24 protein-coding genes are annotated in these 25,091 nt (G+C 31.2%); 17 read left to right on the top strand and 7 right to left on the bottom strand.

What is annotated here, in order from left to right; all coding sequences use genetic code 11:
- Window positions 1-8 precede the first annotated feature (8 nt).
- The 5 genes from ABNT22_RS11675 (at window position 9) to ABNT22_RS11655 (ending at window position 5,414) form a co-directional block, all read left to right on the top strand.
- Complete coding sequence (locus ABNT22_RS11675; protein ID WP_348718549.1) at window positions 9-1,625, top strand: iron ABC transporter permease; 1,617 nt, start codon at window positions 9-11, stop codon at window positions 1,623-1,625.
- The gene (locus ABNT22_RS11670; RefSeq protein WP_348718550.1) at window positions 1,625-2,350 is read left to right on the top strand and encodes an ABC transporter ATP-binding protein; all 726 of its coding nucleotides are present in this window, start codon (window positions 1,625-1,627) and stop codon (window positions 2,348-2,350) included. Before ABNT22_RS11675 ends, ABNT22_RS11670 begins: the two co-directional genes overlap by 1 nt.
- Window positions 2,351-2,489: 139 nt before the next feature.
- Window positions 2,490-2,975, top strand: coding sequence for a hypothetical protein (locus ABNT22_RS11665; RefSeq protein WP_348718551.1), 486 nt, complete (start codon window positions 2,490-2,492; stop codon window positions 2,973-2,975).
- Entirely contained in the window at window positions 2,962-4,659 is a 1,698-nt protein-coding gene (locus ABNT22_RS11660; protein WP_348718553.1) for a tetratricopeptide repeat-containing sensor histidine kinase, read from the top strand. Before ABNT22_RS11665 ends, ABNT22_RS11660 begins: the two co-directional genes overlap by 14 nt.
- Window positions 4,660-4,670: 11 nt before the next feature.
- A complete protein-coding gene (locus ABNT22_RS11655) occupies window positions 4,671-5,414 on the top strand; it encodes a LytTR family DNA-binding domain-containing protein (RefSeq protein ID WP_348718554.1) in 744 nt (247 codons plus the stop codon).
- Here ABNT22_RS11655 and ABNT22_RS11650 read toward each other — a convergent pair.
- From ABNT22_RS11650 to ABNT22_RS11635, 4 genes are all read right to left on the bottom strand, one after another.
- Complete coding sequence (locus tag ABNT22_RS11650) at window positions 5,407-5,676, bottom strand: hypothetical protein (RefSeq protein ID WP_348718555.1); 270 nt, start codon at window positions 5,674-5,676, stop codon at window positions 5,407-5,409. The genes ABNT22_RS11655 and ABNT22_RS11650 overlap by 8 nt on opposite strands.
- A 1-nt stretch (window position 5,677) precedes the next feature.
- Window positions 5,678-6,265: a hypothetical protein gene (locus tag ABNT22_RS11645; protein WP_348718556.1), complete on the bottom strand. Its 588-nt coding sequence runs from the start codon at window positions 6,263-6,265 to the stop codon at window positions 5,678-5,680.
- Between the two features lie 119 nt (window positions 6,266-6,384).
- Window positions 6,385-7,110 (bottom strand): hypothetical protein, encoded by a 726-nt coding sequence (locus ABNT22_RS11640; RefSeq protein WP_348718558.1) that lies wholly within the window; start codon window positions 7,108-7,110, stop codon window positions 6,385-6,387.
- A gap of 182 nt (window positions 7,111-7,292) precedes the next feature.
- Window positions 7,293-7,697: a DUF1842 domain-containing protein gene (locus tag ABNT22_RS11635; protein ID WP_348718559.1), complete on the bottom strand. Its 405-nt coding sequence runs from the start codon at window positions 7,695-7,697 to the stop codon at window positions 7,293-7,295.
- 248 nt (window positions 7,698-7,945) lie between these two features.
- On the opposite strand from ABNT22_RS11635, the gene guaB reads away from it, so the two are divergent.
- A complete protein-coding gene (gene guaB, locus ABNT22_RS11630) occupies window positions 7,946-9,421 on the top strand; it encodes an IMP dehydrogenase (protein ID WP_348718560.1) in 1,476 nt (491 codons plus the stop codon).
- Between the two features lie 113 nt (window positions 9,422-9,534).
- On the opposite strand, the gene ABNT22_RS11625 is transcribed toward guaB, so the two are convergent.
- Entirely contained in the window at window positions 9,535-9,894 is a 360-nt protein-coding gene (locus ABNT22_RS11625; protein WP_348718561.1) for a hypothetical protein, read from the bottom strand.
- Between the two features lie 384 nt (window positions 9,895-10,278).
- Here ABNT22_RS11625 and ABNT22_RS11620 point away from each other — a divergent pair, with 384 nt between their 5' ends.
- The 10 genes from ABNT22_RS11620 to ABNT22_RS11575 all read left to right on the top strand — a co-directional run bounded on the left by ABNT22_RS11620 (window position 10,279) and on the right by ABNT22_RS11575 (window position 21,579).
- On the top strand, window positions 10,279-10,503 hold the full coding sequence (locus tag ABNT22_RS11620; RefSeq protein ID WP_348718562.1) for a hypothetical protein: 225 nt from the start codon (window positions 10,279-10,281) through the stop codon (window positions 10,501-10,503).
- Between the two features lie 136 nt (window positions 10,504-10,639).
- Window positions 10,640-12,325 carry a sensor histidine kinase gene (locus ABNT22_RS11615; RefSeq protein ID WP_348718564.1) on the top strand — a complete coding sequence of 562 codons (1,686 nt, stop codon included), beginning with the start codon at window positions 10,640-10,642 and terminating at the stop codon, window positions 12,323-12,325.
- A 2-nt stretch (window positions 12,326-12,327) separates the two neighbouring features.
- Window positions 12,328-12,993, top strand: coding sequence for a response regulator (locus tag ABNT22_RS11610; protein ID WP_348718566.1), 666 nt, complete (start codon window positions 12,328-12,330; stop codon window positions 12,991-12,993).
- Between the two features lie 150 nt (window positions 12,994-13,143).
- Complete coding sequence (locus ABNT22_RS11605; protein WP_348718567.1) at window positions 13,144-13,503, top strand: Ig-like domain-containing protein; 360 nt, start codon at window positions 13,144-13,146, stop codon at window positions 13,501-13,503.
- A gap of 122 nt (window positions 13,504-13,625) precedes the next feature.
- Window positions 13,626-15,482 (top strand): DNA topoisomerase IV subunit B, encoded by a 1,857-nt coding sequence (locus ABNT22_RS11600; RefSeq protein ID WP_348718568.1) that lies wholly within the window; start codon window positions 13,626-13,628, stop codon window positions 15,480-15,482.
- Window positions 15,483-15,484: 2 nt separating this feature from the next.
- Complete coding sequence (gene lepB, locus ABNT22_RS11595; protein ID WP_348718569.1) at window positions 15,485-16,159, top strand: signal peptidase I; 675 nt, start codon at window positions 15,485-15,487, stop codon at window positions 16,157-16,159.
- 254 nt (window positions 16,160-16,413) lie between these two features.
- Window positions 16,414-17,286 (top strand): hypothetical protein, encoded by an 873-nt coding sequence (locus tag ABNT22_RS11590; protein WP_348718570.1) that lies wholly within the window; start codon window positions 16,414-16,416, stop codon window positions 17,284-17,286.
- Window positions 17,287-17,323: 37 nt separating this feature from the next.
- Window positions 17,324-20,038 carry a DNA gyrase/topoisomerase IV subunit A gene (locus ABNT22_RS11585; protein ID WP_348718572.1) on the top strand — a complete coding sequence of 905 codons (2,715 nt, stop codon included), beginning with the start codon at window positions 17,324-17,326 and terminating at the stop codon, window positions 20,036-20,038.
- On the top strand, window positions 20,039-20,725 hold the full coding sequence (locus ABNT22_RS11580; RefSeq protein WP_348718574.1) for an aspartate/glutamate racemase family protein: 687 nt from the start codon (window positions 20,039-20,041) through the stop codon (window positions 20,723-20,725).
- The gene (locus ABNT22_RS11575; RefSeq protein WP_348718575.1) at window positions 20,725-21,579 is read left to right on the top strand and encodes a mechanosensitive ion channel family protein; all 855 of its coding nucleotides are present in this window, start codon (window positions 20,725-20,727) and stop codon (window positions 21,577-21,579) included. Before ABNT22_RS11580 ends, ABNT22_RS11575 begins: the two co-directional genes overlap by 1 nt.
- Window positions 21,580-21,981: 402 nt before the next feature.
- On the opposite strand, the gene ABNT22_RS11570 is transcribed toward ABNT22_RS11575, so the two are convergent.
- Window positions 21,982-22,332, bottom strand: coding sequence for a tRNA-binding protein (locus ABNT22_RS11570; RefSeq protein ID WP_348718576.1), 351 nt, complete (start codon window positions 22,330-22,332; stop codon window positions 21,982-21,984).
- 150 nt (window positions 22,333-22,482) lie between these two features.
- On the opposite strand from ABNT22_RS11570, the gene ABNT22_RS11565 reads away from it, so the two are divergent.
- Entirely contained in the window at window positions 22,483-23,712 is a 1,230-nt protein-coding gene (locus ABNT22_RS11565; RefSeq protein WP_348718577.1) for an FAD-dependent oxidoreductase, read from the top strand.
- Between the two features lie 221 nt (window positions 23,713-23,933).
- On the opposite strand, the gene meaB is transcribed toward ABNT22_RS11565, so the two are convergent.
- Window positions 23,934-25,004, bottom strand: a complete 1,071-nt coding sequence (meaB, locus tag ABNT22_RS11560) for a methylmalonyl Co-A mutase-associated GTPase MeaB (protein WP_348718578.1) — start codon at window positions 25,002-25,004, stop codon at window positions 23,934-23,936.
- Window positions 25,005-25,091 lie beyond the last annotated feature (87 nt).

Here is a 25,091-nt window from a genome sequence, read left to right as displayed (position 1 = left end):
GAACCTAAGTGATAAAGTATATTCAAAACATACAAAGAGATACAAATAAATGGTCAATATTTTTATTGACCATTGTTTTGTTTATAGCCATACCCATTGTAACTATTTTTATCAATTTGTTTTATGGACCAGGGGAAACATGGAGTCATTTGGTTACTACCTTATTACCGAATTACATTCAAAACTCTGTTTGGTTAATTGTAGGTACAAGTATTTTGACATTAGTGTTTGGTATCTCTTCAGCTTGGATTGTATCTCGCTATCATATTCCTTTTCAAAAACAATTAGAGTGGTTGTTAATACTTCCATTAGCAATACCCTCTTATATTACTGCATATGCCTATGCAGGAGTTTTTGATTATGGAGGGGTTATAGAAAAACTATTTCATTTGAAGATTGATGTAATGAATCACTTCGGATTGATTTTCGTGCTAAGTGTATCATTGTATCCTTATGTATATGTAGCTTCAAGGGCGTTCTTTTTAAATCAATCAAGTAGTATTATAGAAGCTTCAAAATTGCTAGGAGCGGGTGAAAGAAAAACCTTTTTCAAACTAATTTTACCTTTGGCAAGACCCGCTTTTGTTGGAGGTTTAATTTTGGTTTTAATGGAGGTGTTAAACGATTATGGAGCAGCAAAATACTACGGAATCAATACGTTTACTACGGGTATATTTAGAGCATGGTTTTCTTTGGAAGAACCAGAAACCGCTATTTATTTATCGGCAATTTTAGTAGGGATTATATTTCTATTAATTATGGTTGAAAAATGGCAAAGAAGAAGAATTGGGTATTTCAATGCAATAAAAAACCATAAAAAAGTTCAAAAGGAAAATGTATCCAAAGGATTGAGAATACTTTTTTTAAGCATCGTTTGCTTTCCTGTATTTTTCGGATTTGTATTGCCTGTTTTACAATTGGTGTATTGGGCGTTTTTAACCTATTCGGAAGTGTTTACAACAGATTTTTTAATAGTATCTCTTCAAAGTTTAGGAATAGCAAGTTTATCAGCACTATTAACTGTGCTTTTTGCTTTACTATTGATCTTTTTATCTAAATGGAATCGATTATCAATGATAAAATCAATAGCAAAAATTGGGATACTTGGATATGCAATCCCAGGAGCAGTAATTGCTGTAGGGGTATTAATACCTACTTTATTTATTGATAAATGGCTAGTGTTGTTTTTTAGAGATGTATTAGATAGTAAAATAGGATTTATTATTAACGGAACCATTTTGGCGTTACTATATGCATATGTTGTAAGATATATGGCGGTGGCATACAATCCTATAGAAGCAAGTTCGTTAAAGTTTGGAAAGAGTTTATCAGAGGCTTCAAAAACATTAGGAAAAGGAAATATACAAACCTTTTTAAAAATTGAGTTCCCTTTATTAAAATCAGCCATTTTAAGTGCATTGATTTTGGTGTTTGTAGATGTAATGAAAGAACTACCATTAACCTTAATTTTGAAACCGTATCATATCAATACCCTAGCGGTAAAAGCATACGAATATGCGAGTGATGAATTAATTGCAGAGGCAGCATTGCCTTCATTATTTATAATCCTCACAGGCGTAATACCAGTGTTATTTTTAAATCGTTTAATATCTAAAGAAAACTAATGGAGAAGCAATTATTAACAATACAAAAAGCATGTAAAACTTTTAATAAAGGAAAAGTAGTTGCTTTAAATGAAGTTTCTTTAGAGTTAGAAGCAGGAAAAATTTTAGCAATTGTAGGAGAAAGTGGTAGTGGTAAAACAACTTTGATTCGATTAATCACAGGACTTGAAACCTTAGATGGTGGTAATATTAAATTAAACAATACCCTAGTAGCATCTGATACAGTTTTTGTTGAACCTCAGTATAGAAATGTAGGTATGGTTTTTCAAGATTATGCTTTATTTCCACATTTGACAATTTTTAAGAATATTGCTTATGGAATTTCTAAAAACCCTCATAAGCAAGAAAGAGTAAAAGAAGTGTTAGCTTTAGTGGGGTTAGAAGGAATGGAAAAACGCTATCCACATGAATTATCAGGTGGACAACAACAACGAGTAGCATTAGCAAGAGCCATTGCTCCAAATCCAGAATTATTAATATTAGATGAACCTTTTAGTAATCTAGATGTGATTTTAAGAAATCAGTTACGACAAGATATTGTAACCATCTTAAAACAAACCAATACCACGGCTATTTTTGTGACTCATGATATTAAAGATGCTTTAGAGGTATCTGATGAAATTTTAGTCTTACAAAACGGAAACGTATTGCAACAAGGAAAGACACAAGAAGTGTATAAGAACCCTAATGGAGCATATGTAGAACTGTTATTTGAGAATGCTTAACAAAGATTTTATTGTGTCTTTAGATTCAGAGGCTTAAGTTTTTTTTAGAAAAGATATTTTTAGGAACTTCCATCATTTTCTTTTTTCTTTCAATTTTTATTGTAAATTTAGTTTGTCTAACTAAACTAAATATACAACTATGGGGAACCCAGTGACGGTTAATGGTGTAACATTAACGCTAAAAGATTTCAGAAAATTTGATACTAACATTGAAGCGGCTAATAAACCTACAGGGCCTTTGGTAAATATGTCGGGTATAGAAGGAGGTAATGGTACACCTTATACGGTAACCGTATTAGCTTATTTACCTGACAATACTCTAAATCCAGTAGAAAATACCAGTGGGTTGCAATTACAAGGAAATCAAATCTATTTAAACTACTATGGTATCAATTCAGTGCAAGTTTTGAATAAACAAGGAGGATTTGATACGTTAGAAGGAAGAGAATTTCGTGTAGAGTTTAATTGTGCGGAAGAAGCAGAGAAGTTTGATTTATACTATATCCAATTTACCTATCAGGTGATATCTGGGGCTTCTGCTGATGTTGTTTGGGTAAGAGATGAAGATGAAGATCCAGAAACAGATAGAGGGACAGTGACTATGCCAGCTGATGGAGAAGATTAAGGTATTTTTATTTCTATTATTTACTACACAGTCTTTAGTTTCACAAACAGAGAAAAGTATTTTAGATATAAATGCGAAGAGGTTTTGTGAAGAAAAAAAAGAAGAATTTTGTACTGCTTATACATTTTTTGTAAAAAAGCAGTACGATTCGTCTTATATTTATAGTTCAAAAGCAATTGATAAAGTTAAATCTCAAGACGAAAAGGATATTTTAAATTATATATTGGGTATTAGTGCTATTAGAAAAAGACTTTTAAAAAAGGCATTAGCTAGTATGTCTGAAATTTCTGATTATGGAAATTACCCTAATTTGAAGCGTTTAAAATCTGCGAGAATTTATTTAAGTTTAAAAGATTATGATTCTTCATTAAAATATTACCTTGAATGGGAAAAATTTAAAGAAAGGACTAAGAAATCTAGAAGAAAAGAGGCTTATCATAATATAGGATTATGTTACGTACATAAAAAAGAGTATGATAAGTCAAGAGAATACTTTGATAAAGAATTAGCTTTAATAAATAAGGAGGATACACTTTCTTTAGTAAGAGCAAAAATGGATTTAGCAAATGTATATTATAATCAATATTTAGATGATGATGCGATTCCTTTGTTTCAAGAGGCTTATGATTTAGCAAAGTTATTTTCAGATGTTGAGTTAAAGCAGTTCACCGCACAAAATATGGCGGTCGTAGAACGTAACCGTAAACGTTATAAGGAAAGCGTAGAGTATTATCGAGAGTTTATTAAATGGAAGGATTCTCTGTTTAATAGAGATAAAATTTGGGAACTTACCGAAAAGGATAAACAATTAGCAGTTGCACAAAAAGAAAGTGAAATAGCTTTACAAGACGAGAAAATCAAAAGACAGAGAGTAGTTCAGCATAGTTTAATTGCTGGAGCCTCAGGTTTGTTAATTTTCCTTGGGTTTTTAGCATTTCTCTATAAAAAATTGAAGAAGCAGAATGTGCTTATTACCCAGCAAAAGGAAGACCTAAATATTGCCAATAAAACAAAAAATTATCTGTTCTCGGTGGTTTCTCATGATTTACGTTCACCAATGAATACCATTCAGTATCAACATGAACAATTAAAAAAACATATTGATACTAAAGATATAGACGGAATCAAAGAAGCCAATAATACTGCTATTGCGGTAACTAAAAGTACCAGCCATTTATTAAACAATGTATTGCATTGGTCTTTAGAACAAAGTAATCAGTTATTGTTTAATCAAGGAGAGCATGCTTTGAAGCCTTTGATAGAACATATATTATTTGATTATGGTACGTTGATGGAAGCCAAAGAAATAGCTATTAGTAGTGAAGTTGAAAATCAATTAGTGAAAATAGATAAAGAATCTATTAAGATTGTCGTACGTAACTTAATAGACAATGCTATTAAGTATATGGATGGAAAAGGGCGTATAAAAATAAGTGCTGGAAAAGAATCGGAAGAATTTTCGTATATTAAAATCCATGATACTGGAATAGGAATATCTAAAGAACAGTTGCAAAAAATTAATGCATTAACTGATTTATCAATTGATAAGATAGATCGATCTGAAGGAGTTGGTTTAGGGTTAATTTTATGTCAAACATTAATTAAGAAAAATAATGGAAAACTTACTTTTAGTAGTGAGTTAGGAAAAGGAACTACCGTGAAAATAGTTTTACAAAAAGTATAAAATGTCTCCCAATGAACGCGTTAAGATTATTATTGTTAGAAGATTTAGATAGTGAAGCCAATGAGCTTATATCTTTTTTAGAAGAGAACACTTATGAGGTTGTCAGAGTAAGAAATATTATTGAGGCAGAAAAGGAGATAAAGAATCGCTTTTTTGATGTGGTCATTTTAGATATTATGATCAATGGGAAACCTGAAGGAATAGAGCTTGCGAGTCGTATGAATAAAGAAGGAATAGACCTTCCGTTTTTGTTTTTAACGAGTATGCAAAGTAGAGCGATATTTGATGAAGCAAAGTTGACCAATCCAATGGTGTATTTATTAAAACCTTATAATAAATTGGAGTTATTGTATTCATTAGAGTTGGCTATTGAATCATGTTATGAGCAATCCAATAGCATTAGTTATAATGAGGAAAGTGCCGTGGTAAGTCCTTCATTTTTGTTTGTAAAAAAAGGGAGAAGCGTCTCTAAAGTAGATGTCACTGCTATTAATTATGTAGAAGTGAAAGAAAAGTACTGTAGCTTACATTGTAATGAAGGAAGATACCTTATTAAACTTTCTCTAATCAAAATGAAAGAAATGTTGTCTAATCCTGACTTTAAACAAGTACATCGAAATTACTTAGTCAACCTTAAAAAGATTAAAGAAATTTATTTTGAAGATAATTTAATAATTCTAGAAAATGCTGAAAAGGTACCTTTTAGTGAACGCTATAAAAATGCATTCATAAAAGACAATACCATTTTTAGATAGCCTTTGAAGCTAACTTTACCAAAAAGCCAATTCCGTTTTCTATTGTAGAAATTGAATTGGCTTTTTCATTGTTAGAAAGTGTGGCGTTGTCAATTACTTTTAAAACTTTTAAAGCATTGTCATTACTTATTTTACTTTCAGAGATAAAAGTATCTACCTCAGATAAATTAAGGTTTGTAAGTTGTGTTATTTGTTGATTAAATTCTGCGTCTGTTTGATTTCCAGCTTGTTTTGCTAGTTGATCCCAATTAATTGCTGCCATGTTATTTTAATGTGTTTTCAATAGTATCTAGTTTTGAGAAAAAACTACTTGATTTATTTAAAATGCTATCTAAATTCGATGCTATTTTCTTAAAGTTAAGTTTGTTATCGGTAAGTTTATCAACACTATTCAATATACTTTCTTCTGTAGACTTTATTTTAACTGCAGAATTAATCAAGTTTTGTAAAGAAGACGCTGCTTTTGAATATTCTGTATAACTGTTATCAAGTTGACTCATTAACTTTTGTTCTTGATTATCAATAACGCCTAGTAAAGAATCTTTCTTTTGCATGATAACCGGAATTATACTTTGTATAATGTTTGGAAGCTCTTTCCTGTAGTTTAATGTATCTGGTAAAAGCGCTTCATATTTTTTAATAATAGCAGGAGTATAGGTCTTGTCAATAAAGAAACTAACCTGTTTTTTCTTTTCATCAAAAATACGTTGAATCAAAGATTTATTTAATGAATGCATGTCGTTTGCTTCATTAATTACTTCTTGTGTAAGCGTTGTACTTGCACTTGGTAAACTGGCACAAGAGCTTAGTATACAAAAAGAAGTAAGAATAAGAATATAGTTGAGTCTCATAGTTTGATTTTTAGGAGACTTGTAAGGGAGAGATACATTTTAACATGGGTACTATTATAAATGTAGTTTTTATTCGTAGTTGTTAGCATATATCATCTCCCATTACAGCCCCTTAAGTTTTAAGATGTAACAAATATTGATTTAACACGATCTATCATACTTTGTAAAATGCTAAAGAGAGCATCGGAAGAAAAGCCTCCAATTAACGCCATGGCACTTTTATTAAATAAATTGATACTTTTTGGATTATTAGAATAGAATGAAATGATTTCAGACATTAATATTCCTGCAATAATCCCTAAGATAATTTGTGCTATATATGAAATGGCTTCTTCAGAAACCAATGTACTTTCCTTGATTGAATCACTTACTTTCTTTAATAAAAAAAACAAAACACCTAATCCAGATATTGAAGCTAAGAAGCAAATATTTAATAGTAATGACCATCCATTATTATTTAACACACCTTCATCGAGTGAATTGTTATTTACATTGGGAGATAGCCCAGTTGCAATAAACATGGCTAAAAAGAACAATGATAAAAAGATCAAGTTTCTTACCAATGGCAATCTGTTAAAGATTGATTTATTTTTTTCGTTGATACGAATATTCTTGGTAAACTCAATTGACTTAGGAGTCGCTGGAGCTATATTTTTAACGAGTAGGTTATGCGCATCAATAAGGTTCTCAACATTTTTGCTTTCAATGAGTGTATTAATATTGGTATTAATAGTAATACCGTTATATATGGCATAAGAAAGCATATTATTGATTTCGTTAGTCAACTCATCAATTACTTTTTTTGACACGGTTTCATTAATAGAAGGAGAAGGTGTAGTAGTCATGGTAAAGAGTTAGTTAGTTGTGTTAAAGTTAGAAAACGTTTTCGTTGAAAGTATAGATTCAACCTTATACGTTTAAAAAAAAGGAATGGAAGTTCTTTTTGGGGTTATAAGTGTTTTTAGGAGGTATAAAAAATCATTCCTCGTTAAAGGAATGATTTCAATACTATGTTAGTATAAATTTTTTAGTTTGCAGATTTTACAGGTACATCTTCTACTTTGTTGTTACCATAGGTAAAACCACCAGTACCATTCCAATCGTTATCGATATCCATGTATGCAGTAAATTTTTCTAAGTAACTTCCAATTGCTGGTGGTGGAACAGATACTACATACTCTCCAGCCAATGTTACGATCTTCGTTACATTACCATATCCTGTATAACGAATGTTACCAGCAACGTGTACTCTGATTGGAGCTCTATCAACAGCTTGAGTAATTTCAACGATACCTGAAACAGTGTTAGAAGCAGGAGAAACAACTAATGAGAAATGAGCAATAGGTGCACCAGGCATTCCCACGTTTCCAATAGTTCCTTTTGTTAAATAAGCAGAGTCGATTAACGTTTTTGGTTCTTTTAAAGTAGCCATAATTAAATAAGTTTTTGAGGTTATAAATTTGTTAATAGATGAGTTCGGGTTGCGCAACTTTGTTTCATCTGTTATCAAAATTAGTAGGAAACCATCTGTAAAATTGATTTTATTCCTTAAGTGTATTAAAAGAAAGTACAAGCGTAAAAAGAGAAATATGTACACTTAACGTTAATATAATATGTCAGTATTCATAAAAATGGTATATTTGCTCGCAATTAATTAACAACACAACAATTGATTGCATTATGAACGCTCACCAGTCTAAATTTGTAGGTGAAGGATTAACTTACGACGATGTTCTATTAGTTCCTGCCTATTCAGAAGTACTTCCAAGAGAAGTAAGCATACAAACAAAATTTACAAGAAATATTACTATAAATGTTCCTATCGTATCAGCTGCAATGGATACGGTAACTGAAAGTGCTATGGCTATTGCTATTGCTCGTGAAGGAGGAATAGGAGTTCTGCATAAGAACATGACCATTGAACAACAAGCTCAAGAAGTTCGTAAGGTAAAACGTGCAGAAAGCGGGATGATTATAGATCCTATTACACTTTCATTACAAGCAATTGTTTTGGATGCTAAACAAGCCATGCGCGAGCATAAAATAGGAGGTATTCCAGTAGTAGACGATAATGGTAAGTTAATAGGAATTGTAACGAATAGAGATTTACGTTTTGAAAAAAACAATGATCGTCCTATAGTTGAAGTAATGACATCTGAAAACTTAGTAACGGTTGCGGAAGGAACTTCTTTAAAAGATGCTGAGGTTATTTTACAAGAAAATAAGATTGAAAAATTACCGGTTGTTAATGATGACGATAAATTAGTTGGTTTAATAACGTTTAGAGATATAACCAAGTTAACTCAGAAGCCAATTGCTAATAAAGATTCTTATGGGCGTTTACGTGTAGCTGCTGCCTTAGGAGTAACGCATGATGCTGTAGAAAGAGCCGAAGCATTAGTAAATGCAGGAGTAGATGCAGTTATTATAGATACTGCACATGGTCATACCCAAGGAGTAGTAACTGTTTTAAAAGAAGTAAAGGCTAAATTTCCAGAACTAGATGTAGTGGTTGGAAATATTGCAACACCTGAAGCAGCAAAATATTTAGTAGAGGCAGGAGCAGATGCTGTAAAAGTAGGAATAGGACCTGGTTCTATTTGTACAACAAGAGTTGTTGCAGGAGTAGGATTTCCTCAGTTTTCAGCAGTGTTAGAAGTAGCAGCAGCAATTAAAGGAAGTGGAGTTCCGGTAATAGCAGATGGAGGAATCCGCTATACAGGAGATATTCCAAAGGCAATTGCAGCTGGAGCAGATTGTGTGATGTTAGGATCGTTATTAGCAGGAACAAAAGAATCTCCAGGAGAAACAATCATTTACGAAGGAAGAAAGTTTAAGTCTTATAGAGGAATGGGTTCTGTAGAAGCTATGAAGAAAGGATCTAAAGACCGTTATTTCCAAGATGTAGAAGATGATATTAAAAAATTAGTTCCAGAAGGAATTGTAGGTAGAGTTCCTTATAAAGGAGAATTACAAGAGAGTATCCATCAATTTGTAGGAGGTTTACGAGCAGGAATGGGATATTGCGGATCTAAAAATATTGAAACACTTAAGAATACGGGTAAATTTGTACGTATCACAGCAAGTGGAATCAATGAAAGTCACCCACATGATGTAGCTATAACAAAAGAAGCTCCAAATTATAGTAGAAGATAACTAAATCACTTATATAAACAAAAGCCGTTGAACTAATGTCAACGGCTTTTTTATTCTTAAACATTGTTTAGAATACCCTTCATTAAATTCATGTATAGTATCAATCGAATTTCTTAAGCTACTTTTAACTTTAGTTTAGAAATATGATTCTTGTTTGAATAATGAATTTTTTTTTTACCCAGAAAAACAGTAGGAGAGTTAATTAGTTTGTAATCGTCATAATTAGTGTAATTTAAGTATTGCGCCATTGCATCTTTGATAAAGCCGTTCGGTACTCCAACAGAAATTTTTTTTTCGTTTTCTACGAATTTTCTATGAAGTCTGCTAATGGTTTGAATACTTACATAATTAAATTTCTCATGTTTCTTTTCTAAGATTTCTTCAATAAAAAAAACGGCTTTTCCATGTCTCGAAGTAATGGATTCATTTTTTTCTATAGCATAGAAGAAATCAGTAATAAGTTTTTCAATCATAGTAAGTAGGTTAGGAAATTATTGAATAATTCTTCAAAACTACTTTTATTGTATCTCTATTAATTACGGTTATCCATAAAACAACAAACAATAATTGATTAAAAAATGGACAATTTTTGATAAATGATGAAATTTTAAAAATTTTAATATTTGTATTAGGGAAAACCATATTGTTCATAAGATATATTTGGTTTTCTTTAAATTGTAAGATTTATAATCAGAGAATTTTCACAGAAGGGAAGTTGTAAAATACTACTGATTTTAATCTTTACTTCCCGCGAAAGAGACGCGCGACTCTTTTAAAATTTTAGGCTTTTCCAAACGAACAAGATAATCGAGCAAAATGTTTGGAAAGGAATTCTAACGCTCAAAATTTTAAAAGAAATGAAAAAATTAATTCTAGTCCTAGCAATTCTGTTTACATGTGGAATATTTACTTCGTGTACAGATTTATCAAATGATTTAGTTCCCAATGAAACAGAACAAGAGCTTCCTAGTACAGGAGGAAATGAACAAGACCCTGATCCAGATCCGGATGATGAACCGGAAGATGATTATGATGATGATTATGATGACGACTCAGATGAAGATACTAGTCGTAAAGGATAGAAAATAGGTATTTATTTAATATTTTAGAGGGATGAAACAGATAAAGATTTTATCCCTCATTTTAATCTTTCTATTTCTCCAAATTTCTTGCACAAGAAAAGAAGGAGTTCATGTTTTAAACTTTAAATCCAAAAATATGGATTATGAAGAGATTAAAATACTTAATAAAAAATTTGATAATCTTAAGCAATATGATAGTGCTATTTATCACTTAAATAAATTTGTTAAGTCAAAAGATTTGACATTTAGTGAGTTAGGAGGATTGTATTATAGGATAGGAATCAATTACAGAAAGCTAGAAAAATTAGATAGTACTTATTACTATTATAAAAAATCTAAGGAAAATCATGTACTAGCAGAAGATAGTATATTGGTAGCTTACAGATTATTTAGCTTGGCAAGTATTGAATCAGATAATGAGTTGTTTGCTAGAAGTGATTCAACAGCCATAATGGGACTTCGATATTTAACGAATAAAAAATCAAAGATTGCTTCTTCTTTATATAACTGTCTAGGCATAAACCTTAATGAGCAAGGAAAATATAAAGAAGCTTTTAAATGGTATGATAAAGCCCTTCATTTAATAGAAAATAAAGAAAAGAGAATTAGATATAAAAATAATATAGGTAAGAACTATATTAGTCTAAAAAAGTATGATACAGCAGTCGTTATTTATAAAGAACTTCGAGAGAATAATTTTTTTGATAGTATCGATCCACGTTTAAGATCAACAATTCTAGGGAATTATGCGTATGCTAAATTTCAAGCAAATAGTGATGTACAAGTTGAAGAGCTTTTAAAATCTCAAAGAATAAAAATTGAAATAAATGATCAAAGAGGATTGCTGAGTAATTACTCGTATTTATCAGATTTTTATAAAAGTACCAATAAACAACTGTCTTTAGATTATGCTAATAGGATGTATGCGTTGTCTGTAGAATTAAAAGCAACCAATAGCAGAATTGAAGCTTTAGATAAAATTGTAGAATTGGTAGATGAATCAAAATTAAGAGATCTTTATTTCGAAAGAAATTTTCTTAAAGACAGTATTATAAAAGCTAGTAGTAACTCTCAAAATAAACTGGTAAAAGTTATCTACAATAATGAAGAGCTAGAAAAACAAAAATTAAAAGCTCAGTTAAATGCAGAGCAATATAGATCGCAAAAACAACAATGGATTTTTATTGGTTTGGGTTCTATTATCATATTTATTATTTACTTTTTTTATAAAAGACAAAAAACGCAGAAGGAAAAAGTAATTGAAGTATATAATACTGAAACTAGGTTGGCCAAAAAGATTCATGATGAGCTAGCAAATGATGTATATCTGGCAATGAATAAAGTACAACAAGGAAATACAGGAGAATCTTTGTTGCAAAATCTTGAAAAAATCTATACACAAACTCGAAATATATCTCATGAAAACAGTCCAGTTGTTACAGGACGTCAGTTTGAAACTTATTTAAAACAGTTGTTTCAAGATTTTACCACTGATCATTGTAGGGTTATGAGTAAAGACATTTCTACGATTCAAATTCATAAGATAGCAAAAGAGAAGCAAATAGTGATGTACAGGGTTTTACAAGAACTTTTGGTAAATATGAAAAAGTATAGTAATGCAAGTCTAGTAGTTATCGCATTTGCCCAAAAGAAAGACAGTATAAAAGTTACGTATAAAGATAATGGGATTGGTGTTAATACATTAAATATTAAAAATGGATTGCAAAATATGGAAACCCGTATTAAATCCATCGGAGGTTACATTACTTTTGAAACAAAGGAAACAAAAGGATTTCAGGCAAAATTTCAATTTAAAAAGTAGTTATGTTTCAAAAAGTACTAATAGCAGAAGACACAGATTTTATGTCAAGCGGAATCATGCAATGTTTAGAGGAGTTACAGATTCCTGAAATAGAATATGCAAAATATTGTGATGAAGCTTATTTAAAAATTAAAAATGCATACCTAAAAGGAGAGCCGTTTGATTTGTTAATTAGTGATTTATCGTTTTTAGAAAACCCCAATCCTCAACGGTTAACTATCGGAGAAGAGCTAATAAAAGAAGCAAAGTTATTGCAACCCAGTTTAAAAACAATGGTGTTTTCAATTGAAGACAAACCATACCGAGTACAACAATTATGTCACGAAATAGAAGTAGACGCTTATGTTTGGAAGTCGGTGCATGGACAAAAAGAACTAAAGAGAGCAGTTCAAAAAGTATATAAAGGAATATTCTTTATTTCTCAAAATTTGGCACATGCTTTAAAGAACAAGGAAACCTTTGATATTACTGATTACGATGTGAATTTGTTACAATATTTGGCAGATGGTTTTGATCAAAGAGAAATAAGCAATGCATTAAAATCAAAAAAGGTAAAACCCTGTAGTGTTAGTTCAATAGAAAAAAGGCTTAAACTTCTAAAGGAAAATTTTAACGCAAACAACCCAACACAGCTGATAGCTATCACAAAAGATTTTGGTTTGATATAGTCTTGCTTATAGAGAGTGATTTGATTATCACAGGAAAATTTCATTTTTTGAATTATTTGGAAGTAAAATGAAGTCATTAGGAAACAATTTAAAACTTCTATTGTAAGAGCAATATATGTTTGTGGTCGAAACACAAATTATATAATAAAAATGAAAAAAATAATTGCTTTACTGGGGTTAGCCTTAACAGTACAATTAACTTCTTGTTCAAGTGATGAGGTGGCAGAAAAAAATACTGCTCCTGTTATTGTAGATCAAACATTTAATGTAAATCCAAAATCGATTATATCATTGCAGGTGGTTGCTTCAGATGCAGAGAATGATGAATTGACGTATTCGATAAAAAAGGATGATTTAAGTTTGTTTCAGATTACAAACGCAGGAAAATTGTCATTAAAATCATCCAAGTTAATAAGTATCCAAAAATATTTGGTAGATGTCGAGGTTACTGATGGGAAATTGAAATCATCGGCAACAATTACTGTAAATGTTAGAAGAGTAGCTCGATAAATATATAAAAACTGTACTTAAACAAAATTAATTGAACTCTGTTGATAACTATATCGACAGAGTTTTTTGTTTTTTGACGGTAAATGTTATTTTAGCAAGCACTTCAAATTCTCACAATTTTTATGGCTCAGGAAACAAAATATACCGAAGACAATATACGCTCGCTCGATTGGAAAGAACATATCCGAATGCGTCCAGGAATGTATATTGGTAAACTCGGAGACGGTTCATCACCAGATGATGGAATTTATATTCTTGTAAAAGAAGTTCTCGACAACTCGATTGATGAGTTTGTTATGGGGACTGGAAAAACCATAGAAGTTTCTATTCAAGGAAATAAAGTAATTGTAAGAGATTACGGTAGAGGTATTCCATTAGGAAAAGTAGTAGATGTAGTTTCTAAGATGAATACTGGGGGTAAGTATGACTCTAGAGCCTTTAAAAAATCAGTAGGGTTAAATGGTGTGGGTACCAAAGCAGTAAATGCCTTATCTACTTATTTTAGAGTAGAATCTACACGTGATGGTAAATCAGCTTCTGCTGAATTTGAAAAAGGGAACTTGACGAACCAGGATTTATTAGATGAAACATCTAGAAGAAGAGGAACAAAAGTAACCTTCATTGCAGATGATACCATCTTTAAAAACTATAAGTACCGTCCAGAGTATGTTATACGTCTATTAAAGAATTATGTATATCTGAATCCAGGGTTAACTATTGTTTTTAATGGAGAGAAATATTATTCAGAAAATGGATTAAAAGATTTATTGGAAGACAACAACAATCTGGAGGACATGTTGTATCCAATTATTCACTTACGCGGTGATGATATTGAAATAGCAATTACACATAGTAAAACGCAATATTCAGAAGAATATCACTCTTTTGTAAACGGTCAAAATACAACACAAGGAGGAACGCATCAAGCCGCATTTAGAGAAGCTGTTGTAAAAACTGTCCGAGAGTTTTATGGGAAGAATTTTGAAGCTTCTGATGTTCGAAAGTCTATCATAGGCGCCATTTCTATAAAAGTAATGGAGCCAGTTTTTGAAAGTCAAACAAAAACAAAATTAGGATCTACTGAAATGGGTGGAGGATTACCTACAGTGCGTACCTATATCAACGACTTTGTAAAGACAAAATTAGATAACTACTTACATAAGAATACAGAAACTGCTGAGAAGCTTCAAAAGAAAATTTTACAGGCAGAAAAAGAACGTAAAGAACTTTCTGGAATACGTAAAATAGCAAGAGAAAGAGCAAAAAAGGCAAGTTTACACAATAAGAAATTGCGTGATTGTCGTATTCATTTTGGAGATACTAAGAAAGATGGATATTTAGATACTACTTTGTTTATAACGGAGGGAGACTCGGCAAGTGGATCTATTACCAAATCAAGAAATGTAAATACACAAGCCGTATTTAGTTTGAAAGGAAAGCCTTTAAATTCATATGGATTAACGAAGAAGATAGTGTATGAAAATGAAGAATTCAATTTATTACAAGCAGCTCTAAATATTGAAGATGGACTAGAAGATTTACGATACAATAACATTGTAATTGCAACCGATGCCGATGTTGATGGAATGCATATCCGTTTGTTATTAATTACATTTTTCCTACAGTTCTTTCCAGAAGTAATTAAAGAAGGTCATTTGTATATTTTAGAAACTCCTTTGTTTAGAGTAAGAAATAAGAAAGAAACAATTTATTGTTATTCTGAAGAAGAAAAACAAACAGCAATAGATAAGTTGAGAGGAAAACCAGAGATCACTCGATTTAAAGGATTAGGGGAGATTTCACCAAATGAATTTGTACATTTTATAGGAGACGATATTCGTTTAGACCCAGTCATGTTAGACAAAGAAATGTCTATTGAACAAATGCTACAATTTTACATGGGAAAGAATACACCAGACAGACAAAAGTTCATTATTGAAAACTTAAAAGTAGAGCAAGATTTAATAGAGGAGAAGTAATAATGAATAGAAATTTAAAGAGAGTATTAATTGCCTTAGCTATATTGTTTGGTGTTTATCAAATATTGGGAGTTACTGGAATTTTGAAGCTTTATCATAACCCTACTATGGCAAATGAACCTAATATTCCTTTTAAATCTTTTATGTTCGTATCAAACTTGATAAAACCTGAAAATAAAGATTTTGTTTGTTATAATTTTAATGATGATCTTATAGGGAAACATGTAAGAGTGCATAGACTATTGGGGAAAGAGGGAGATATAATTGAAATTCGTAAGGGGGTATTTTATATTAATAACATTAATATTGATGAAAGCTTGGTATTAATGCATATGTATGAATTTTCTTATGAGAAAGGAAAAGAGATTGAAGAGGTAATAGATAATCCTTATACAACGTTCAATATCGAGACAAAAAAGTTAAAGACTCCATTGATTGATCAATATGTTGAAGAAAAAAAGATAGAAGGAAAAAGGTTGTTAAAACTGAAAAATGAGATGGAAGAAGATATCCAGAAAGTATATAATCATAAGTGGAATAAAGATAATTTTGGACCACTAAAGATACCAGAAGGAAAAGTGTTTTTAGTTGGAGATAATAGAGATTTTTCTTTGGATTCTAGGTATATAGGCTTGATAGATGATACTGAAATACTTGGTGTTGTTTTATATAGATAGAACAAAACTATAAAGAAAGATTAACGTTTAGTGGAAAAAGGAAAATTATTATAGATAAGAGTATATGAAAAACATTAATAGATTTAAAGTTTATTTGATTATAGCAACTGTTCTGTTCTTTGTTAGTTTGTTCAGAGTAGATTTAGACAATCTATCTTGGGTTCATAATAAAAGTCATTACATAGGGATGATATTTTCTTTTCTAGCTTTTGTTTTAATTTATATAACGGCTAAAGGAAGAGAAAAGAAATAGTATGAGAAAGAATATTTGGTTTTTTGTATTGATGATCTCTATAAATGGGTGGACGCAATTTAAACAGATAGATGTCTCAGAAATAGATCAAAACAAAAAGAATGCAATTTTTGAATTTGCAAAGAATACAATAAATGTATGCAATGATGGTACCTATGTTAAATTAGATGCAAATACTGCAGAAAAACAATTATTAAATTGGTATACCATCTCTAAGTTAAACAAAAACTGTACATGGTATCAAGAAAGATATGGAAGTGTTATAGAAATTGAATTAGCGCAAGTTTTAAAAGATAGAAACAACAATTTAGTTTTTAGATATAAAATTTTTAGAACACTAGCAGATGTTCCTCAAGAATGCAGGGTTTACCTTAGTTTTAGAGGTAAGTATTACGGATATGCTACTAAGATATATTGGGATGACAATTTTTACAGAGGTAATAAAGGACCTGAATTATTTATACAAAGTTTAACTGATATTTCAGATAAACGTAAAAATGAATTAAAACAGTTTGCTTTTGAATCTTATAATATTTGTAAGTTAGATAGTATGCCCTTGATAACTAAAGAAAATACAGAATATCGTTCCTTTAGAAAAGGTTGGATTCCTATTATGTTAAAGGAGTGTGATTCTATAAAATTAAAAAATGGAGCTATTAATTCACTACAGTTAGAGCAATATTTATCTGACAATGTATTGGGTAGAGTATATCGTTTTAAAGCACAATTTGATAAATTGTCTAAACCATCAGAAATAAGAATTTATGCAAGTTTAAAAGATAAGTATAGAGGTATTTTTGTGATAGATAAATGGTATAGCAATTATATGGAATTTAAAGAAGCTGTAAAAAGATCAGAAGAGGATTTAAACTAATAAACTTTTAAGCGAATAGTCGTTTAAACATTTATATATGAGTGAAGAGAACAACAATTACGAACACGACGAAGAGTTAACAAACGAAAACAATCAGGAAACAACTGAAACCATTACAAAGGTTACAGGAATGTACAAAGAGTGGTTTTTAGATTACGCTTCCTATGTAATTTTAGAACGTGCGGTACCTTCTATAGAAGACGGATTTAAACCGGTGCAACGTCGTATTATGCATTCCATGAAAGATCTCGATGATGGACGTTATAACAAAGTAGCTAATATCGTAGGTCATACCATGCAATATCACCCACATGGTGATGCATCTATTGCTGATGCAATGGTACAAATGGGACAGAAAGAATTGTTGATTGATATGCAAGGAAACTGGGGTAATATATTTACTGGAGACCGTGCAGCAGCCTCTCGATATATTGAAGCACGTTTGTCAAAATTTGCGTTAGATGTAGTATTCAATGCAAAAACTACGGAATGGCAGGCTTCTTATGATGGTCGTAAAAAAGAACCAGTCAATTTACCTGTTAAGTTTCCGTTGTTATTAGCACAAGGAGCAGAAGGTATTGCTGTAGGATTATCTACTAAAATATTACCGCATAACTTTAACGAGTTGATAGATGCTTCAATTAAGTACCTAAAAGGAAGAAGTTTTAGAATTGTACCAGATTTTTTAACTGGTGGAATAGCGGATTTTACCAATTATAATGATGGTAAACGAGGAGGGAAGGTACGAGTTCGTGCAAAAATTTCACAACACGATAAAAAAACGTTAGTTATAACAGAGATTCCATTTGGAACCACTACTACCTCTTTAATTGATAGTATTTTAAAAGCCAATGAAAAAGGAAAAATTAAGATAAAACGAATTGAAGATAATACGGCTGCAAATGTTGAAATCTTAGTGCACCTTCCTCCAAATGTATCTCCAGATAAAACCATAGATGCTTTATATGCATTTACTAACTGTGAAAATTCAATATCACCATTGTGTTGTATTATTGAAGATAACAGCCCTGTTTTTATAGGAGTTTCAGAAGTTTTAAAGAAATCAACAGATTTTACGGTAGAGCTTTTAAAACGTGAATTAGAGATTCATTTAAATGAATTAGAAGAACAATGGCACTTTTCTTCATTAGAACGTATTTTTATTGAAAACAGAATTTATCGTGATATTGAAGAAGTAGAAACTTGGGAAGGAGTTATTGAAGCGATTGATTTAGGATTACAACCACATGTAAAGCATTTGAAAAGAGCAGTAACTGAAGAAGATATTGTTCGATTGACAGAAATTCGAATTAAGAAAATTTCTAAGTTTGATATTGATAAAGCAAAACAGTTTATTGAAAGTTTAGAAGAAAAGATTGCTGAAGTAAAAAATCATCTAGATAATTTAATAGAATTTGCTATTGACTATTTTAAAGACTTAAAATCTAAGTACGGAAAAGATAAAGAACGCAAAACAGAAATTAGAATCTTTGATGATATCGTGGCAACCAAAGTGGTTATGCGTAATTCTAAACTCTATGTAAATAGAGAAGAAGGTTTTATTGGAACTTCATTAAAAAAAGATGAATTTGTTGATGATTGTGCCGATATTGATGATATTATTGTATTTAGAGATAATGGAACAATGTTAGTTACCAAGGTTGGATCTAAAACATTTGTAGGTAAAGGAATAATACATATTGCAGTTTTTAAGAAGAAAGATAAACGAACGGTATATAACATGATCTATAAAGATGGTGCAAGAGGTCCATCTTATATGAAAAGATTTAATGTTACTTCTGTGACGCGTGATAAAGAATATAATTTAGCGAATAATAATCCTAAATCTAAAGTGCTTTACTTCACAGCAAATCCAAATGGAGAAGCTGAAGTAGTGACTATTTTATTACGTTCTGTTGGAAGTGTCAAAAAACTAAAATGGGATATAGATTTTGCTGATTTAGCGGTGAAAGGACGAGCAGTTAGAGGTAACTTGGTAAGTAAACACCCAATCAAAAAAGTTGAGTTTAAAGAAGCTGGAGCTTCTACACTAAAACCACGAAAAATATGGTTTGACGATGCTGTACAACGTTTAAATGTTGATGGCAGAGGTGATTTATTAGGAGAGTTTAAAGCAGAAGACAAAATTTTAATCGCTACACAATCAGGAAAAATTAAAGCTGTCACTCCAGATTTAGCGATGCATTTTGAAAATGATATGATTGTTTTAGAAAAATGGAACCCAAACAAACCAATTTCGGCTATTTATTTTGATGGAAATAAAGAACGTTATTATGTAAAACGTTTTCTAATTGAAAATCCAGATAAAGAAGAAGTGTTTATTTCTGATCATGAAAAATCAAAACTTGAAATTATTGCAACAGATTATCGCCCTATGGCAGAAGTTGTGTTTTCTAAAAGAAGTTTAGAGAAAATTGAAGTAAACTTTGAAGACTTTATTTCAATTAAAGGAATTAAAGCATTAGGAAATCAGTTAACAACTGATAAAATAAGAACCGTTAATTTGTTAGAGTCTTTACCATATGAAGAACCAGTAGAAGAGAAGGTGGAAGATATTGAAGTAAATGAAGAAGAAGAAATTGTAGAAGATGAAGCTGTTTTATTAGATGTCCCAGAAGTAAAAAAGGACTTTGAAGAATCGAAAGAAGATAAGGCAAAAAAAGCATTGGCTAGAGCCATAAAAAAGAAAAAAGAAAATAAAGACGACGATAGTCAAACAGCATTGTTTTAAATGAAAACTATTGGATTAATAGGAGGAGTAACGCCACAATCAACCATAATGTACTATCAAGTCTTAAATAGACTTGCCAATGAAACTTATGGGGGTAAACATACCGCTAAAGTACTCATTAATTCGTTAGACTTTGGGGCTGTATCTCAATATCAATCAGAAGGAAGATGGGATTTACTTGATGAAATGATGGTTGATGCTGCTTTAAACTTAGAGCGTGCTGGAGCAAGTAGTATTGTGATCTGTGCAAATACCATGCATTTAACAGTAGAGGCTGTTGAGAAACATGTAAGTATTCCAATAGTTCATATTGCGGAAGCAACCGCAGAGGCTATTCAAAGTAAAGAGCTTGCAAAAGTAGCTTTACTTGGTACTAAATATACTATGGAGAAGACCTTTTACAAAGATGTTTTAATGAGGTATAAGATTGATTCAATTATTCCAGAAGAAGGCGATAGAGAGGTGATTCATGGTGTAATTTATAATGAGTTAGCCAAAGGGGAATTAAAAGAAGAATCAAAAAATGAGTACCTTCGTATTATTAAAAAGCTAGAAAAGCAAGGAGCCGAGGGTATCATTTTAGGATGTACAGAAATTCCGTTGTTAATTCAACAAAAGGATGTAAATATTCCTGTTTTTGATACTACAACAATCCATGCATCGAAGGCATTTAGTTTATCTAAATAGTGGGCAAAATATTTAAATATCAGTTCGATTTAGATTCTTTTTGGGGAATCTTAGGCTATATCTTAACGGTTGTACTTGTATCTTGGTTGATTTCAAGAGTTATTCGATATATAATTTTACTTTTTATTAAGAATAGAAAAACTGATAGATATGGGAAAACTAGTATTCTATTTTTTAGAAATTCGGTAAAGTTTTTTATAGGAATTTTTGCACTGATTTATATTGTGTTAACTATTCCTACTTTACGAAGCAAAGCAACACTTATTTTTTCTGGGGCAGGTATTATTGCTGCCATTATTGGTTTTGCCGCACAAGCTGCGTTATCTAATTTAATTGCTGGAGCCTTTATTGTATTGTTTAAACCTTTTAGAGTAGGAGATTACATAAAATTAGACGATACTCGTATGGGAATTGTAGAGGATATTACACTACGACATACAGTTATTAATAATTTTGAAAACAAACGTTTGATTATACCCAATTCTGTTATCAGTACCGATTCTGTTTTGAATCATACGATTGAAGATTCTTATATTTTAAGTTTTAATAATTTTAAAATAGGAATTGAGGCTGATATAGATTTGGCAAGAAAAATAATACAAGAAGAAGCAATAAAACTTCCGAATGTGATTGATAACCGAACAACAGAACAGGTTATTGAGAATAAAGATCAGGTAGATGTTCGTGTAATTGATGTTCATCCAGACCATATTCATATGAGAGCTTATGTTTGGTTAAATGAGCCATTTTTAGAGTTCAAAACAAAATGTTCATTGAAAGAAGTTGTACACAAACGTTTTGTAAAAGAAGGGGTTGATTTACCAATACCAGTTAATAAAATATTCAAAGTTTAGTTTGGACTTGCAAGAATTGCAATTAATTAGACAAACTTGAAGCATTCAACTCAATCTTAGCCAGCATCAATACAATTATTATTTCTACACAGATATATAACCATCCTAAGAGAGTAATATCTTTCATATGTGCTACAACTAATACAAGAGAGATTAGACAATAGATGATATTAAAGTATGCAATAGGCTTTAAGTACTTATAGAGAAGAGATTTAACAAATATCAAACAATATAAATCATACAAAAAAAAGCCAAAAGGAAATATTGCTAAAGTGTATAATGTCTGCTGAGGAATTCCAAAATAAGATTGATACTTTACAAGTACAAAACCTAATAAGAAACATGATAAAAGAGCGCCTGTGGCATCAATTAAAAAAAGGGTTTTATGAGATAAGGGTTTCATTATGCAATTTTACTACCGTTCTTAATAGGCCTTTCTGGAGTGAGCAGGGTAACTTCTTTGTTATCTCCCAATCCACCCAAAATTAAACATTCACTCATCATAGTTGCAATTTGTTTTTTAGGAAAGTTGATTACGGCTACGACCTGTTTCCCTATCAATTCTTTTACATTATATAGCTGAGTTATTTGAGCTGAGGTTTTTTTAATACCATGCGCTCCAAAATCAACTTGCATTTTATAAGCAGGATTTTTTACTTCTTCGAATACCTCTGCTGAAATAATCGTACCCACACGCATTTCAATTTTAGTAAAATCATTCCAAGATATCAGGTTGTTTTCCGTTTTACTCATTCCTCTAAATTTTCAATAAATATAACTTTTATACTGTAAAAAGAGCCTCCTATGACTTGTAATTATTCGTCTAAGGATTAAATATTCTAAAGAGGCCTTAAAATTGAGAAATTGGGGTAACCAAAATTTAACTAACCAAACCCAATTATCATGAAAGAAGATTATGATATTATAATAATAGGAGGTGGAGCAATGGGGCTGGCAACGGCGGCTGAATTGGCGAACACTGATAAAAGAGTACTCGTTTTAGAACAGTTTGGATTTTTTAATAATAAAGGAAGTTCTGCTGGACTTTCACGTCAATTTAGAGTACAATATGCCCAAGAATACATGGCACAATTGGCTGTTGATGCTATTCCTTATTGGGATAAGCTTCAAGAAAAGTCAGAAGAAACATTAATAGATAAAGTAGGTTCATTATGGTTTGGAGATCCAAAAATTAGTTCTCAAGAAGGAGGTATTCAAGCTGCCATGGATGTAATGGATGAACTATCAATTCCGTATACAAAGTTATCGGCATCTGAAATAGAAAAGCAATTTCCGTTTAAAGATCTTCCGAAAGATTATAATGGTTTTTTCCAAAAAGATGGAGGAATAATCAATTTGAAAGCAACACTTCAAGCGTTATTTAATATTGCAAATGCAGCTTCTAATATTGATTTAAGAGAGTTTGATAAAGTTATCGATATATTTTCTGAACAAGATGGTATTATAGAAGTAGTAACGGCGCAGGCATCTTTTTCGACAGAAAAATTAGTAATTACTCCAGGAGCTTATGTGAATGATGTTTTAAAACATTTTGGAGTATCTGTAAATGTTGATATTTGGGAAATGTCATCTGCATATTACAAGAAAACAGAAGATATTAAGTTACCAACTTGGTTTGTGTTTCAAGAACCACAAAATACAAGCTTATTCTATGGGTTCCCAGAAGAAGATTGGGCAAATCCAGGTTATATAAGAGTCGCACCAGATATACCAGATAGAGTAATTAAAGATCCTAGTGGGAGAACTGGAATTCCTAGTGAAAAGAGTTTACAGTTAAATTCAGACTGGGTAAAAGACCATATGGTTGGATTAAACGATGAGCCCGAGTTTACATCCACTTGTTTAATAACTTTAAGTAATGATAATAAAGAGTTGTTGCTTGATACACTACCAGAATGGGTACATAACAATGAGAATATTTTCGTGTATACAGGTGGTTGGGCAGCAAAGTTTATTCCTTTATTGGGTAAAATTCTTGCGGATTTAGCAGTTGAGGGAGAAACACCATATGATTTAACTCCCTTTAAAATTCAATGGACAAACGACAACCTTACCAAGAAGAATGAATTTTCATTACTGGATAGGCGTATTCAGATTAACAAGGATAGGTAGCAGGAGTATTTTGTGTAGTCGAGCATATAATGAGAGAAAAATACGGATTAAAATATCCAACATGGTTAGATAAAACCTATTACCCAAGGAGGTAAAGGTATTTTGAAGGTTAGTTAATTACTACTAACTTTTAGTTTTTTGATTGATCTAAGAAGGCTTTAAAATCGTAAATGTTATGCTTTATAAGTATGACTAGTTTTAAGCCTTCTTTTTCTGAATCTTTATTTTTTTAGTAAGCGTTTAGCAGCATTAAAAGGAGTGGTAGTTCCTTTTTCTAAATTTTCAATTTCAATTTGTAATTGATTTTTTACTTCAGGATTGTTATAGAAGTTATTTTTTAATTGTTGATTAATGGTTTCTAACAGCCAATACTCATTTTGATGTTTCCGTTTTTTGTTAAAGAAATTACTTTGCTGAGCATTGGTAATATAATCGTTAATCATGTCATAAATAGCATCTATACCTTGGTGATGCAAAGCACTTGCAACCATTACCTTAGGTTGCCAACCATTTTCTTTGGGTGGGTATAAATGTAAAGCACGGTTAAATTCAACTTTAGCCATTTTTGCACTTTTCGCATTATCACCGTCTGCTTTATTAATAACAATAGCATCGGCCATCTCAATAATTCCACGTTTAATACCTTGTAATTCATCTCCAGCACCTGCCAATTTCAACAATAAAAAGAAATCAACCATAGAATGTACGGCAGTTTCTGATTGTCCAACACCAACAGTTTCAATAATAATAGAATCAAACCCAGCGGCTTCGCATAAAATAATGCTCTCACGAGTTTTTTGAGCTACTCCTCCTAAGGAAGTTCCTGAGGGAGAGGGACGAATAAAGGCATTTTCATCGGTAACCAATTGTTCCATTCGTGTTTTATCACCTAAAATACTTCCCTTATTAATAGAACTACTAGGGTCAACAGCTAAAACAGCTACTTTTTTACCCAAAGCTGTTAAATGTTTACCAAAAGACTCAATAAAAGTACTTTTTCCAACCCCTGGAACTCCGGTAATTCCAATTCTTACAGACTTATTAGCATAAGGAAGGCAAGCATCTAAAATTTGATTGGCTTTTTCTTGATGCTTTAAGTTGGTACTCTCAATCAGTGTAATTGCTCTACTTAAAAAAGTAATATCACCTTCTAAAATCTTAGTAACAAATTCTTCCACAGATGTTTGTTTTCTTCGATTTCGTTTAATTTTTTGAGCAGAAGATTTACTGGTAGTTTCTGGTTGAGAAACTCCATCTTTTTCCGATAGTGCCGATTTGTTTTTTGATGTCATTAACAGTGGTAAAGCAAATAATAATGTAAATTTAGAAATAAAAATTAAGCAAAATGCAACGCCGTTAAAAAACAATCGTCTTTAGAG

This window comes from Tenacibaculum sp. 190130A14a (assembly GCF_964048965.1).
Taxonomy (GTDB): domain Bacteria; phylum Bacteroidota; class Bacteroidia; order Flavobacteriales; family Flavobacteriaceae; genus Polaribacter; species Polaribacter polynesiense.
Note: the sequence above shows the minus strand (reverse complement) of the source record. Positions and strands in the feature narration are given on the sequence as shown.